Source organism: Photobacterium sp. BZF1 (genome assembly GCF_014349205.1).
Taxonomy (GTDB): domain Bacteria; phylum Pseudomonadota; class Gammaproteobacteria; order Enterobacterales; family Vibrionaceae; genus Photobacterium.
The window spans coordinates 1-14,943 of sequence record NZ_JACSOF010000069.1 but is presented as its reverse complement, the minus strand read 5'-3'; the positions used below and the strand labels follow the sequence as shown (position 1 = coordinate 14,943).

Annotated in this window: 11 protein-coding genes and 1 pseudogene; 1 reads left to right on the top strand and 11 read right to left on the bottom strand. The window is 50.4% G+C overall.

Annotated features, from left to right (window positions below; genetic code table 11):
- Positions 1–23 precede the first annotated feature (23 nt).
- On the bottom strand, positions 24–2,177 hold the full coding sequence (gene pta / locus BIZ37_RS16225; RefSeq protein WP_370577377.1) for a phosphate acetyltransferase: 2,154 nt from the start codon (positions 2,175–2,177) through the stop codon (positions 24–26).
- 152 nt (positions 2,178–2,329) lie between these two features.
- Positions 2,330–3,526 (bottom strand): acetate kinase, encoded by a 1,197-nt coding sequence (locus tag BIZ37_RS16220; protein WP_107300598.1) that lies wholly within the window; start codon positions 3,524–3,526, stop codon positions 2,330–2,332.
- A gap of 333 nt (positions 3,527–3,859) precedes the next feature.
- Here BIZ37_RS16220 and yfbV point away from each other — a divergent pair, with 333 nt between their 5' ends.
- Positions 3,860–4,312, top strand: a complete 453-nt coding sequence (yfbV, locus tag BIZ37_RS16215; protein WP_107300599.1) for a terminus macrodomain insulation protein YfbV — start codon at positions 3,860–3,862, stop codon at positions 4,310–4,312.
- A gap of 86 nt (positions 4,313–4,398) precedes the next feature.
- On the opposite strand, the gene BIZ37_RS30610 is transcribed toward yfbV, so the two are convergent.
- The 9 genes and pseudogenes from BIZ37_RS30610 to rrmA all read right to left on the bottom strand — a co-directional run.
- Complete coding sequence (locus tag BIZ37_RS30610) at positions 4,399–5,004, bottom strand: TetR family transcriptional regulator (RefSeq protein WP_187462355.1); 606 nt, start codon at positions 5,002–5,004, stop codon at positions 4,399–4,401.
- Between the two features lie 47 nt (positions 5,005–5,051).
- Positions 5,052–8,207, bottom strand: coding sequence for an efflux RND transporter permease subunit (locus tag BIZ37_RS16205; protein ID WP_187462354.1), 3,156 nt, complete (start codon positions 8,205–8,207; stop codon positions 5,052–5,054).
- On the bottom strand, positions 8,204–9,508 hold the full coding sequence (locus tag BIZ37_RS16200; RefSeq protein WP_187462353.1) for an efflux RND transporter periplasmic adaptor subunit: 1,305 nt from the start codon (positions 9,506–9,508) through the stop codon (positions 8,204–8,206). Before BIZ37_RS16200 ends, BIZ37_RS16205 begins: the two co-directional genes overlap by 4 nt.
- A 216-nt stretch (positions 9,509–9,724) precedes the next feature.
- Entirely contained in the window at positions 9,725–10,027 is a 303-nt protein-coding gene (locus BIZ37_RS16195; protein ID WP_187462352.1) for a DUF6172 family protein, read from the bottom strand.
- Positions 10,028–10,120: 93 nt separating this feature from the next.
- Positions 10,121–10,915, bottom strand: coding sequence for an ABC transporter ATP-binding protein (locus BIZ37_RS16190; RefSeq protein ID WP_187462351.1), 795 nt, complete (start codon positions 10,913–10,915; stop codon positions 10,121–10,123).
- A 7-nt stretch (positions 10,916–10,922) separates the two neighbouring features.
- A complete protein-coding gene (locus BIZ37_RS16185; RefSeq protein ID WP_187462350.1) occupies positions 10,923–11,861 on the bottom strand; it encodes an ABC transporter permease in 939 nt (312 codons plus the stop codon).
- A gap of 70 nt (positions 11,862–11,931) precedes the next feature.
- Positions 11,932–12,834 (bottom strand): ABC transporter substrate-binding protein, encoded by a 903-nt coding sequence (locus BIZ37_RS16180; RefSeq protein WP_370577380.1) that lies wholly within the window; start codon positions 12,832–12,834, stop codon positions 11,932–11,934.
- A 541-nt stretch (positions 12,835–13,375) separates the two neighbouring features.
- Positions 13,376–14,341 (bottom strand): ChaN family lipoprotein, encoded by a 966-nt coding sequence (locus tag BIZ37_RS16175; RefSeq protein ID WP_187462348.1) that lies wholly within the window; start codon positions 14,339–14,341, stop codon positions 13,376–13,378.
- 157 nt (positions 14,342–14,498) lie between these two features.
- Positions 14,499–14,943 (bottom strand): annotated as a pseudogene (rrmA, locus tag BIZ37_RS16170) (23S rRNA (guanine(745)-N(1))-methyltransferase); the annotation flags it as partial.

The following is a 14,943-nucleotide window of genomic DNA, read 5'->3' as shown; positions in this document are numbered from 1 at the left end:
AAGATTATGCAAGTAACTCAATATTACTTGTTAGCGTCATCAGCTTGTTTAGCCTGGATCGCAGTAAGAGCTACGGTGTAAACGATGTCGTCTACTAGTGCGCCGCGAGACAGGTCGTTAACTGGCTTACGCATGCCCTGAAGCATTGGACCGATAGAGACTAGGTCTGCAGAACGCTGTACCGCTTTGTAAGTCGTGTTACCAGTGTTTAGGTCTGGGAATACGAATACAGTTGCTTTACCTGCTACAGGCGAGTTAGGCGCCTTAGAAGCAGCAACGTTTTCCATGATCGCAGCATCGTACTGAAGAGGACCGTCGATCACTAGATCAGGACGCTTCTCTTGAGCAAGCTTGGTTGCTTCACGTACTTTCTCAACGTCTGCACCCTTACCAGAAGTACCGGTAGAGTAAGAGATCATTGCCACGCGAGGTTCGATGCCGAATGCTTTTGCAGAGTCAGCAGACTGGATAGCGATTTCTGCTAGCTGCTCAGCTGTTGGATCTGGGTTGATCGCACAGTCACCGTATACCAGTACCTGGTCAGGCAGTAGCATGAAGAATACAGAAGATACGATAGACGCATCTGGTGCAGTCTTGATGATCTGGAATGGAGGAACGATTGTGTTCGCAGTGGTGTGAACCGCACCAGAAACCAGGCCGTCAACTTCGTCGTTTTCTAGCATCATTGTGCCAAGGAAAACAGAATCCTGAAGTTTTTCACGAGCCACAACGTCAGTCATGCCTTTAGCGCCACGAAGCTCTACAAGGCGAGCAACGTAGTTTTCACGTACTTCATCAGAGTTGATGATAGTTACGCCAGCACCTAGGGTCACGCCCTGCTGCTCAGCAACACGCTTGATCTCTTCTGGGTTACCAAGAAGCACACATTCAGCGATGCCGCGCTCAGCACAGATAGCTGCTGCTTTAACAGTACGTGGTTCGTCGCCTTCTGGCAGAACGATACGCTTAGCCGCTTTACGAGCAAGTTCAGTTAGCTCGTAACGGAATGCTGGTGGGCTTAGACGACGCTCTTTAGCTGAACCTTCAGTTAGAGATTCAATCCACTGGCCATCAATGTGGCTTGCCATGTATTCGTTAACTAGCTCAACACGCTCTTTATCGTCAGCTGGTACTTCTAGGCTGAAGCTCTGAAGGTTCAGAGATGTCTGCCAAGTGTTACCCATCGCAGTCATAACAGGTAGGCCTGTTTCGAATGCGCGCTCACAAAGGTCCATAACTGGCTTAGGTAGCTCGTAGCCGCCTGTAAGCAGTAGGGCACCGATTTCAACGCCGTTCATTGCTGCAAGACATGCTGCAACGATAACGTCTGGGCGGTCTGCAGAAGTTACTAGCAGAGAGCCTGGGCGGAAGTGCTCAACCATGTGCGGGATAGAACGTGCACAGAAAGTGATGCTCTTAATACGGCGAGTTGCGATATCACCTTCGTTGATGATTTCAGCGTTCAGGTGCTTGGCGATGTCAGTTGAACGAGTCGCGATCAGCTCAGCGCTCCAAGGTGCACAGCCTAGTACACGGATTGGGCTTGAGTTGAATACCTGCATAACTTCAACGTTTGAAGGTACAGTGGCTTCAGCGTCGTCGAAGATTTCTGATAGGTCAGGGCGAGTACGGCCTTCTGCGTCAACAGGAGCGTTAAGCTTGTTAACGATAACACCAGCGATTTGCTTGTTCTTGATACCGCCGAAGTTAGAACATGCTACTTCGATGCGTTCTTTAAGCTGAGAAGGGTTATCTGTACCAGAAGCAACAACGAATACGATTTCCGCACCTAGAGTTTTGGCAATCTCATAGTTGATCTGGTTAGCAAATGGGTGCTTGCGAGTTGGAACAAGACCTTCGATTAGTGCAACTTCAGAATCAGCGGTTGACTCTTTGAAGCGTGCTACGATGTCTTCTAGCAGCACGTCGCTCTTATCGTTACGGATAAGCTCTTCTGCACAAGCCATTGAGAAAGGTTCAGCCACTTTCATATCGCTGTTAGCAGCAATGATGTTAGTTGTTAGATCTGGCTGATCACCACCGTGGCGTGGCTGAGCGATAGGCTTGAAGAAAGAAACGCGAACACCTTTGCGCTCCATTGCACGAAGCACACCTAGGCTTACGCTAGTAAGACCAACTCCGGCACCAACCGGAACAAGCATAATAGTACGGGACACTATGGATTCCTCAACTATTGAAATACGACAGCGCTGTGCAATAACGATGGGTGAACCGGTATTGGACAGCACCACAAAAAAGCATGACTTAAGGTCATAAGCCATGAAAAAACGGCCGGCCTAGGCCAGCCGTTGAAATCAGTATCGACCGATTAGATTTCAGCTAGACGAGCTGTATCTTCAGCGATAACTAGTTCTTCGTTAGTTGAAACAACCATTGCAGGAACACGGCTGTTTTCAGTAGTGATCACACCTTCGCCGCCGAAACGTGCTTTAAGGTTAGCTTCACCGTCAACTTCAACACCTAGGATAGCAAGGCGGTTTAGAACCATCTCACGGATAGGTGCAGAGTTTTCACCGATACCGCCAGTGAAAGTGATTGCGTCTAGGCGACCTTCTAGAGAAGCCGTGTAACCAGCAACGTACTTAGCTAGACGGTGGCAGAACACGTCCATTGCACGTGTTGCTTCTTCTTTCTCGCCGTAGTTGTCTTCAACGAAACGACAGTCAGAAGTCACTTCAGTCAGACCCATTAGGCCAGACTCTTTAGTTAGCATGTTGTTGATTTTCTCAACAGAGTAGCCAAGGTTGTCGTGCATGTGGAAGATGATAGCTGGGTCAATGTCACCACAACGCGTACCCATTACTAGACCTTCAAGAGGAGTTAGACCCATAGAAGTATCTACAGACTGACCGTTCTTGATTGCACAAACTGAAGCACCGTTACCTAGGTGGCAGTTGATGATGTTTAGCTCTTCTTCTTTCTTACCTAGCAGCTTCGCAGTTTCGCGAGTGATGAATAGGTGAGAAGTACCGTGCATACCGTAGCGACGGATACCGTGCTCTTTGTATAGGTTGTACGGTAGAGCGTATAGGTACGCTTCTTCAGGCATAGTCTGGTGGAACGCAGTGTCGAATACAGCAACGTTCTTAAGCGCTGGGAAAGACTTCTGAGCCGCTTTGATACCGATGATGTGAGCAGGGTTGTGAAGAGGTGCTAGAGTTGCACAGTCTTCGATACCTTTAAGTACGTCACCGCAGATCAGTGCTGACTTAGTGAACTGCTCGCCGCCGTGTACTACACGGTGACCGATAGCTTTTAGGTTTTCAGCTAGTTCTGGCTTAGACGCAAGAATTGTGTCTACCATGAACGCTAGTGCTTCTTCGTGAGCAGCGCCGTCGCCTAGTTGAGCTTCGTGCTTACCGTCAAGTTTCCACTTGATACGTGCTTCTGGAAGGTGCAGACATTCTGCAAGACCTGTCAGGTGCTCTTCACCTGATACCGCGTCAACAACAGCGAACTTTAGAGAAGAACTACCGCAGTTAAGAACTAAAACCAGCTTAGACATGAGTGACTACCTATAATCTGTCTGAAAGTTGATATTCAACTGAAATAAAAATTACCCATAGAATAGACGACTTTTCGACAAGCCGGTCTAGTCAGGGTCAAAATCGTGCTACATCCGTATTAAATTAGAATCGTGTTACCCAGATTCTGGGCCATCCTTGGAAGCGCCTTCAGTTGCCAGAACGATGATTACAGGCAACAATAAATGTAGGCGTGCATAGGATAGCGATTGTGGTGCAATATAACAAAAGTATTTTTAGAAAAAATTAATTTGAATCAAGTTTGTTATCGCTGGTTTTGAATTTTTACTGATTTTTTTTAAGTTTGGTGGTTTATGAGTCAACAACATTCTATTTGGCAAGCTTTCCGTCATGGCCAGGATTACATGGCTACGTGGCCAATGCGTAAAGAGTTGGCCATCCTGTTTCCCGAGCAGCGCTACATAAAAGCGACACGTTTTGCAATGCGAGTGATGCCAGCGGTAGCGGTTATCAGCGTTCTGAGCCAGATGGCCTTTGATAACTATGATGCCCTGCCACAAGCTATCACCATTGCTTTATTTGCCCTGAGTATGCCTTTGCAGGGGCTGTGGTGGCTTGGCAAGCGGAGCCGAACCGACCTGCCGCCGTCACTGGCGAGCTGGTACCGTGAGATCCATGACAAGATCGTTAGTGAAGGGTATACGTTGCAGCCGCTGAAAAGCCGCCCGCGCTATAAAGAGTTGGCTCAGGTATTAAACCGTGCCTTCAAGCAACTGGACAAATCCTCGCTGGAGCGTTGGTTCTAGTCTTTTTGTAACGGCATATTAAACACGAGCGCCACCGCCCGTGTTTTTTTATTGTGGGTAATGTTAGCTATACTTTCTTGTCTGATTTACTCGACAAAAAGCGCCAGAGAAAGAGAGCGGAGATAGCTCTCTATTTCAGCATCACTCCTTGCTGGCATGCCGTACATCAACCACTGCTCGCATATACCTGTTAGCAAGCTTTCGAAAATCGTGGCAGCAACCTGAGGCGTCAGGTGGTTGTGAAGCCACCCTGAGTCATGCAAGCATTCCATCGCAGCGAGTAACTGGGCGCGATCCTCTTGTGATTGTTCCACGAAGTTCGTCCTTAAACTCTCATCGGCAAAACACTGGAATGAGAGCTGCATGATCATTTTCATCTCTGGGTTATCGTGCATCTCTACCAAAAGAACCTGTCCAATGTTGAGCATCCCTTTTTTAAGCTCTATACCGTCAAGGTGCTGCGTGGTGTGGATTGCCTGCTGCAACTCTGGAGACTGGGCTTTCCAAAGCGCATCCAACAAATCGGCCTTGTCTTTAAAATGCCAGTAAATCGCCCCCCGGGTCAGCCCAGCTGTGGTAGCAATATTGGCGAGGGTGGTCTTTGCCAGGCCTTTTTCGCTAAATACCTTCATTGCGGTATCTAGTATCAGCCGTCGGGTTTGTTCTGCTTCTTCTTTACTTTTTCTTGCCATTTGTTTTATCCGAGATTCGGGAGTACGCCGGCACTCCCGATCTTCTATTAGGCATGTTGAGCCAAAGGGCTCGGTAATGGTTTGGTCAAAAGGATATACAACGCGGGGATTATTACAACGGCAATGATTGTCGATGCCACCAAGCCATAGATAATCGCCATACAAAGCGGATACCATTGCGGATCGCTGTACGCCAACGGCAGTAAGCTGAGGATAGTTGTCAGACTGGTGCTTAGGATCGGTCTCAAACGCTCTGCGGCGCCATAAGCGGCGGCTTGGGCAACCGTTTCACCCTGCTTGAGGTGGCGGTTCATGGTATCAACCAGCACGATACCGTTATTTACGGCGATACCGGCCAGCGAGACAATCCCAATCAACCCTGAGAATGACATGGCGGTACCTGACAGGAAGTAGCCGAAGAAAGTCCCCATCAAGGCCAGCGGGACAATCAGCAGGATAATGGCGGGCTGGGCAAAGGAGTTGAACATCAAGGTCAGCAGCACAAAAATCGAGAACATCGCCAGAATGAAGGCCGTGCCCATTGCGCTGTAACTCTCATCGGCTTTTGCCATTTCGCCACCCAACTGGTAGTAGTAACCAGTTGGCCACTGGGCTTGTAATTGCTCCAACTGCGGAAGCAGGGCAGTGATCACTTCACCGGCAGTACGCCCTTCGGTTCGAGAGCTGACCGTCACGGCACGCTGGCCCTCTTTATGAACAAAAACGCGCGGCGTTTCGACAATTTGGTAATCAACCAGATCGGTCAATGGTATGGCCCGCCCGTCCTGGCTGATGATATGCAGCAGTTGCATTTCTGACAGGTGACGGGGCCCACCTAGGCTCTCGCCGCGGCTTGGCCACAATACGCTAAGGCGTATCTTGGCATCATCGTCAATGCCTTCAATTTTGAAATGCCCGATTTCGTCCTGCTCCATCGCGACCCGGATCTGCTGGGAAACTTCTGCTTCTGACAGTTGGTGGAAACTCAGCATCTCATGCTTGAAGTTAAAACGTACCTCATAGCGGGCAGGGCCCAGGTTGTCGTTGATGTCACTGCTGCCCGGTACTTGTGCCAGAGCGGCTTTTACCTCAGCGGCGTTAGCGATTAACTGGTTGTAGTCTGGGCCGATCAGGTCAACTTGTATCGGTGCTGACGTATCTGGGTTACCCCCGATGTGAACAAGGGATACTTCGATGCCCGGCTCGTCATGGAGTGCCAGCTGGATACCCTCGCGGATTTCTTCCAGGTACTCAAATGATAACTTGTCGCGCTGATCTTTCGGGTAGAGGGTCAGGCTAAAACCGACTTGGTTCCATTCTTGCGAGGGCAGTAGGGCATCATTGAGCGAAGCCGTTGTCATAGGGCTTTTGGCCCCGACATAAGTGATGACCTTCTCGATCCAAGGCTGTTGGCGTAGGAACTCTCCGGCCTTGTCAGCAGCACGTTGTGACTGCTCCAGGGTGGAGTCTGGCGCAAGCACCAGAGACACACCTATCTTGCGGTCGTCGGCTTCCGGATACATTTCTGAAGGCATCAGGCCTACGAGCATGATACTGACGACAAACAGCACCAAGGTACCGCCGACCCAGAGGCCAGCGCGGCGCTTACTCTTGAGTACATAGATGGTTAGCCATTGGCGCAACTGATGACGGTAGCGGCGTGAAAGTTTATCGATAAGCAGTTCTTTGTCATTGCTAGCGGCTTGTTCCAACATGTAGCGCGAAAGCGGAATACAGATCAGGAATGCAATGAACAAGCTGATCAACAGGGTAACGGTGATGGTGATGGGCAGGATACGGATGAACTTTCCGTCGATACCGCCGACCATCATCATTGGCACCATCGCTAGAATGGTGGTGAGCTGACCGGCTGTCGCCGGCAAGATAAATTGGCGTACTGTCTCGATAGCCGCTTCGGCAAACGACAGCTTTTTCACGTACAGCCCTTCGTGCATCCCTTCCATGACCAGGATGTAGACATCGACCATCAGGCCAAGTGCCAGCACCATACCGATCATGATCATCGAATTGAAGGAGTAGCCAAAACTTGCCATTACAGCCAGTGTGGCTAGCAGGGTGACGGGTAGGGCGATACCTGCAACCAGTGCTTCGCGCCAACTTAGCAGTAGCATCAATACCACAAAGACGATCACTACTGCTTGTTTCATCGAACTGGAAATATCATTGAAAGCCAGTTCGATCAGTTCGCCATCATCACTGACACGTGAAAGGGACAAGCCTTGCGGCCAATCAGAGCGGCTGGTGAGTTCATCGACTTTCTGTTGGGTCGCGTCGATAACGGCAAAGGTGTCTGCTCCGGGATATTTGAGGACATCTAGGGTAATACCCGGTTCGAAGGGCTGGTTGTTGAGGCTAAAGAAAGTCCGGCTGACTTCGCGGTCAAGGCGGTGGCTGACTTCGGCCAACTCCCCCAGACGCACCGGGCGGTTATCGCTCAGGCGGGTGATTGGCAACTGGCGGACTTGCTCAACCGTCACGAAACGGCCCGACAGGTAGAGGTTGAAGGTGTTCTCATCAGACTCGAACTCTCCCCATGCCATATCGTGGTTGGCATTTTGCAGGCGTTCTCGCACCAGCAGTGGTGAGATCCCCAAGTCGCGTAAACGGTCCATTTTCAATCTGACATGAAGGCTTTTTTCACGCATGCCATTGAGGTTGACTTTTTTCACCAGTGGCAGGTTTTCGAATTGGGTCTCCAAGTGCTTGGCGGTATCGGACAGTAAAATGTCATCGACATCGCCGCTGAGTACCCAGCTGATCACTGGCATGTTAGAGACAGACATCTCTTCGATATCCGGCTTTTCAATGCTGCTGTCGGCTGGAAATTCCGCTTCGGCCTTATCGATTGCTGCGCGCAGTAACTGCATCGATTCGCTCATTGGCATATCGGCATCAAACTCGATGGCAACCATGGAATAGGAGTTATACGAACCACTGGAAAATGACTTCAGCCCTTTGAGGCTGCGGATCTCATCCTCGAGAGGTTTGGTGATCTCTTTTTCGATTTGCTCTGGCGCTGCTCCCGGCCAGAAGGTCATGACGATGGCCTGAGGAATCTCCAGATCAGGGTAGTTTTCCCGTACCATATTGTTGTATGACAACAATCCGGCAAGGACTATCATCCCAAGCAATAGGCGGGCAACTAGCGTCTGGACAAAGAGTTTGCGTACAATGGGCCTCATTGGAACACCCCAACTACCTCAACTTGGCTACCGTTTATCAGTAGGTGCTGGCCACGGGTGACAACCTGATCTCCCGCCTCGAGCCCATCTAAGACCTGGATGCGGCGCAGTCCTTGTAGCCCAAGGGATAGCTGCCTCTCTTCGACTTGGTTTTCATTATTGACGATAAATGCGAACGCGTTGCCACTGCGGAATGAAATCGCGTGGATTGGTAGCGAGATCGCATCCTCAACCACAGTCGCAGCAATCCAGGCGCGAACAAACTCACCATCAATGAGCTGTTGTTCATCGTTATGGACGCGCACTTTGACACTTTGCGAACGGCGTTGGAGGTTAATCGTCGGGCTGACTGACCAAATGGTACCGGTCACGACATTACTGCCTTGAAATTGATTTTCTTCGGCCCGGTACAGGGTTGTGTTGTCACTGGCCAAATAAACGGTTTGGCCTTCCTTTAGCAATCGGGCATCTTCAACGGGTAGCTCTAATTGAATTTCCAACAGGCTGTCATCGACGATGACAATAGCGCTGCTGGCTTCGCGGTCACGGTTTGAGTTGATACCGGCGGGTGGGTAGTAGTGGTTGTCTTCGCGGATATTCATGGCCGCAATGTAGCCGTCAAACGGTGCAAACAGGCTGGTTTTCTCGAGGCTCACTGTTTCGCGATTAATATCGGCTGATACACTGAGAATGTCCGATTCGATTGCCTCCAGGCCACTGATATTCATCGCAACAGCAGATTGGGCATTGAGAAGTGCAGTCTTATTACGTTCGAACTCATCCTGTGAAATGACCCCGCGCTCGTAAACTTCTTCCATGCGGGCAAAGTTTTGTTTGGAAAGGGCGAGATCATTTTCAGCCTGCTGTAGTCGGGCTTCGGCCTCTTGCTTCTGGGCACGAACAGCCTGCAACCGAGCTTCAAGTGCTTTTACTGAGGCTGAATTCTGGCGGCTGTCGATTTGTGCCAAAAATTGGCCGCGGTTGATGGTGTCATCCGGCCCGAAGACCCTGGCCCCTTCCCTAAGCTGGGTGCCATTTTCCAGTTCGCCGATGGTGACCACCTTACCCGGTGCTTCAAAATCCAAGAAAGCCTTGCGGTAGGCTTGTACCGTACCTTCCGAGAAGGACCACCCAGTTATCAGCTCAGGAACGATTTGTTCTGTTTGGACTTTGACCGGCATGGGCGGCTGGGTTTGGAGTTGGCTGGTATCTTCTAGCTGCATAAAACGATAGCCAGTCAGTAAAAGTAAACCGATCGGGAGGATGAGCCATGCCTTGGTGCTCAGGTTGCGAGTTTTCATTACGGTGCTCTGGATAAGGACAGTAAATGGATTTTACATACATTCTTGTATGTATGTAAAGATGGTGGGTTTTGCTCTCACAGGTGTAAGCTATCGTAGTGGTAAATTTGTGAAGCAAGGAATGTTAGCGGGGAAAGGGTAGTCTAAACATGTTGGGGCTAGAGTGAGCTGGAATTTAGCAAAGCCACGACGAGGGTGGCTTTGCTGGAGCGACGATTACTCTTCGTCTTCAACTTGGCGCTTGGTGCGCACAGCTGGCTTAGCCAAGATTTCCAAGTAGAAAGAGGTCAGCGCTAGAGATTCCGCTTCGTCGATGCACTTGTTGATTTCTTTAACGTGGATTACCTTTGCTTCCTGCTCGGTGTGACCATACTTACAGTCGAAATCCCAGTAGTCAGCGCCTGCTGGCAGGGATTTGTTACGTTCACGCTTGAGGTATTTCTTTACCTCGAACTTTACAGCTTCGACAACGCGTGGAACCGCTTTCTTCGGGTGAGTTAAAGCAAATGTTTTTTTCATCGTTTTCCTAAAAATCAATAAGGCCCAGAACACGCTGGGCACGAAGGGTATTTTACTTTAATTTGCCGTAGGTCGCGAATAGCAATTTTGGTGCTAGTTCAGCAACAGGCTATCATCCGCCAGCTCTTCGCCGCGAACTTTACTGAACATCTCCAACAAATCCTTGACGCCCATTTGGTTACGTTCCTTGCCAGCGACATCAAGGACGATCTCCCCTTGATGCAGCATGACAGTGCGTTCGCCATAGGCCAAAGCATCTTTCATGGAGTGGGTGACCATCATTACAGTGAGGTCAAACTCCTGTACGACTTTATTGGTCAGTGCGAGAACGAAGGCCGCCATGCGGGGATCCAGTGCAGCGGTGTGCTCATCGAGCAGTAATAGTTTACTGTCAGCGAGTGTTGCCATAACCAAGCTCACGGCCTGACGTTGCCCGCCCGACAATAATCCGATGCTGTCGCCTAGGCGATCTTCTAGGCCAAGGCCGAGAATGCTGATGCGCTCTTGGAACAGTTTGCGGCGCTTGGAAGAAAGGGCGAGCTTCCAACTGCGGTTGCTGCCACGCTTGTAGGCCAGTGCCATGTTCTCCTCTATGCTCAGTGAGCCACAAGTACCAGCAAGTGGGTCTTGGAAAACACGGGCAGCATATTGGGCCCGCTGGTGGACACTTTTCTCGGTGACATCAATGCTGTCGATCAGTACTTGTCCACCAACCATTGGCGTTTCACCACTGACTGCACCTAGGAGGGTGGATTTTCCTGCCCCGTTGGAGCCAATCACGGTAACAAACTGTTTTTCAGGCACCCTGAGGGAAACCCCTTTTAACGCTTGGTTTTCCAAGATTGTGCCTTCATTAAAGGTCACGCGGATATCATTGAGTTCAATCATGCTTGCCTTAACCTCTTGCGCTGGCCTTGTTGGTGGCGACGGATGGTTTCTTTTTGCCGCGTATCAATTGCCCTTTCATGCGCGGGGCAATAAGCGCGATGGCAACCAGTAGGGCTGTGATCAGATTGAGATCTGACGCTTGCAGTCCGAACATACCGCTGCTCAGGGCAAAAGCGACGGCTAGGCGGTACAGGATAGAGCCGAGGATCACGGCGATTACCGCGACCCATATCTTACGGCCGGGCAGTAAGGTTTGGCCGAGGATAACTGCAGCTAGGCCGACGACGATAGTCCCTACACCGGAGGTTACATCGGCAAAACTGTTGGTCTGGGCAAACAGGGCGCCAGCAAAGCCGACAAAACCATTGGATAAGGCGAGGCCGAAATAGGTATACAGTGCCGTGTTACCACCTTGAGCGTTGACCATACGGCTATTTACACCGGTGGCCCGAAGGCCAAGGCCAAAGTCGCTGGCGAGCAGTCGGGTGATAAACCATGCACTGGCGACCACCAAGGCCAGCACGACCGCTAGACGGATGATGCCTTCATCCAGTCCGTAGTCGAAGGCGAGCATTTCAAACGGGGTAAACAGGGTATCTTCACCAAGCAGGGAGAGGTTTGGGCTACCCATTATGCGGATATTTATCGAGAAGGCCGCAATCATGGTGAGGATACTGGCTAGCAGGTGGAGGATCCCGCAGCGTACGGCAAGAAAGGCGGTGACCAAGCCGCATAATCCACCGGCAGCGATGGCCAGCAAGGTTGCCGCCCATGGGTTGAAGCCTGCAATAATGGCTGTCGCCGCTACGGCTGCTCCCATAGGAAAACTGCCATCGACCGAAAGGTCGGGGAAGTCCAGAATACGAAAAGTGAGGTAGACGCCAAGGGCAACCAGTCCATAGACCAGCCCGATTTCAAGCGTCCCGAGAAAGGCAAAGAAAGACATCCTTATTCTCCTTGTCTTTATGTGTAATGTACGGGAAGAGTCCTAACAGGCCCCAGGCCCCAAGCCCTTTTTATTTCTCTATCGACGTCGCGCGCTCAATCACCGAGCTTGGGAAGGTGATGCCTAGCTTGTCTGCAGCTTTCTGGTTGAGGGCCAGATCTGAGCCTTTGGCAACTTTTACCGGCAACTCCGCGACTTTTTTGCCTTTTAGCAAGGCATCAACATAATCGGCTGTCTGGACACCCACTTGGTAATAGTCGAAACCAAGGGCTGCCAGCGCGCCACTCTCAATGTAAGTTGTCGATGCCCCGACGATAGGGGTTTTGGCTTGGTTACCTGCATTGACTAGGCCGTCGATGGCACTGGCGACAGTATTATCGGTTGGGGCATAAATCACATCGGCTTTGGCGGCAACAATCTGGGCGGCAGATTGAACGTCGGCACTTTTCAATGCTGTTCCTTCAACCACAGTCAGGCCTTTCTCTTCCGCGGCAGCACGCAGTAGTTGAACCAAGGCTACTGCATTCGCTTCACCTGGGTTGAAGACCACGCCGATACTTTTCATTTCTGGCAACAGCTCTTGCATCAAGGCGACGTGCTGGGCAACAGGGGACAGATCGGATAAGCCGGTGACATTACGGGCTGGTTGTTCCATGTCCTTGACCAACTTGGCGCCAACAGGATCGGTGACCGCAGTAAAGACAACGGGTATAGAGCGGGTCGAGGCTGCCAGGGCTTGTGCTGTCGGGGTGGCAATGCCTACCAGAACGTCAGGGCGTTCGCCAACAAACTGCTTGGCAATTTGGACCGCAATAGCGGGGTTACCTTGGGCAGTTTGGTAGCTAAATTCTAGGTTTTCCCCCTCGATGTAGCCTTTTTCCTTCAGGCCATCAAGCAGGCCATTGCGGGCCGCATCAAGGGCGGGGTGCTCGACAATCTGTGATACAGCGACTTTGGCAACATCGGCCGCCATAGCGGATGCCGATGCCAAGGTCAGTGAAGTGGCGACGCAGATAGCGGTGAGTAGTTTATTGTTTTTTATATCCATTCTCATACATTCCCTGTTTGCTTTACAAAGTGCCGGTTGCGATACCTGCTATAGAAATCAAATATCGGCTTGGCATATTGTTGTAGCGCATTGTGGGCACAATGAACATATGTGATTTAACAATAGTGCAACAATAATAAGGGCGTTCATGCTGGAAGAGTTGTCTTTAATGGTGATGGAATATTGCTTGGTATGAATCACGCGGTGAGTTTGTTTAAGAGGCGGCTAAAATACAGTCAGATACGCTTAATTGCTATTTTTGTCGTTACTGGAGGTAAGTTTTTTGTTTTGGCGGAATAACGCTATGAAAAACTGTGCTTTGGATCATGCTGTGACAGGCGAGCGTTCAGGAAAGGGTCAGCTCTGGTACGAAATAATAGCTATCGAGATATTAGCTGTATCTCTCCCAACGACCCCACAAGCTTGGCCGCCGGTGGGGTCTGTTCTTTTCTAGGCTATAAACTTGTTATTTATAGCATTCAAGTCCTTTGTTCCTGCCGTAAATTTGCTGCATTGCTGCTTTCATTTTGTCTTTGTCGACATAAGCGGTCGGCAGTGGCATGACTTCGAAAGTGAAGTCTGGTGAACCTTCCGCTACATTAGCTTTCTCGGTAACAGGGGTTACCATCATCACCTTCAAATCTGGGTTGCGGGTAGTGATCCTTGACGCTGTTCCCAAGCCTTCTGCAACGTGGAATCGACCGGCAACATGGATGATTTGCCTACCTGGATGTAGGGCAAGGTAGTCCACCATACTTTCGGCCATAGTGTCATCCCAGGCGGTTTGAGCGGCAAACTGGCGCTTTGTTTTCTCTTCGTCACCATGGTGCATCGAGGCATTGAATTTAGTGTGGTAGGCATCATCACCCAGAGTAAGCTGCTCAGCGACCCACTTGCGTTCAATGGCTGGAAGCAGGGTTAAATAATCCTCTCCCTGTTGGCCAATACAACGAACGATAGATTTAGGTGCATTGGCGGCAATGACATCCAGTTGATTCATTTTGGCAAACTCAACTAACGGGCGGTAATCACTGCTGTAGTTTGGCCAGGCTTTACCTTCTTTGATCAGGGTTTTCTCACCGATTTCACCAGCCAGATATTGATTGACGACATGTTGTTTGTCGCGGGTGAATTGCTCCATCGAGAGCGCCATATCAGGGTTTTGCTGGTAGAGGGCGGCAAATAACCGGGCCTGCATCAGGTGTGCGCCAGGGTGGCCGTGCCACTCGCCGACCAAGACGATATCTGCGTCTTTGAGGGCCGTCGCCAGTTGGGCCAAGGTCATTGGTTGTCCTTGAGGCGAATGAATAGTTGAGTCATACATTGTCGGCAGTGGTTGAGTCGCATTGGTTGCATCAATGCCGTTTACGTCAGAGTGAGAGGCGCAGCCGAACATCAGGCTCGCTAGACCGAGGGAAAGCCATTTTTTCATGGTTATCAATTCACAGTGTTGAATGGGGCCGAGTAAAAACTACACGACAAACAAAACATTAAGTATAGAAGCTGTGATGATAAGTGAGTTGATAGTAGTTATCAATTGCAATTGATAACTACTATTGTTTATCGCGATAAACAGAAGAGAGTAGGGATTATGCCTGACGTTGATAAACCCGAATAGCAAAGTCAGCCTCGCAGCGGAACTGCTCGCTGGTTGCCAGTTGTTGCCAAACGCTGTCACTGGTTTTCCACGCGAATGGGGTCATTTGCATTAAAGCCGTTGCCTCTTCGCCATTGAGCGTCATGTCGTAGTGAAGTTGGCTTTGATCGATCAGTTCAAATCCATCAATGATCTCTGGGTCCATGTCATGCAACCTTACACCGTTGTAAATTAGCTCTTTGAGTTGGTATAAATGGCGGGCCGCAGGCGTGACGGTAACAATGATGCCACCGAGTTTAACCGTGCGCTTGAGCTCTTCTGCTTTGCAAGGCGCATAGATCCTGACCATTCCGTCAAGGGAGCGGTCTGCAAATGGCAAGCGGTGACTCGAGGCGACACAAAAGTGGCAGGTCGGGTAGCGCTTGGCAGCATAGCGT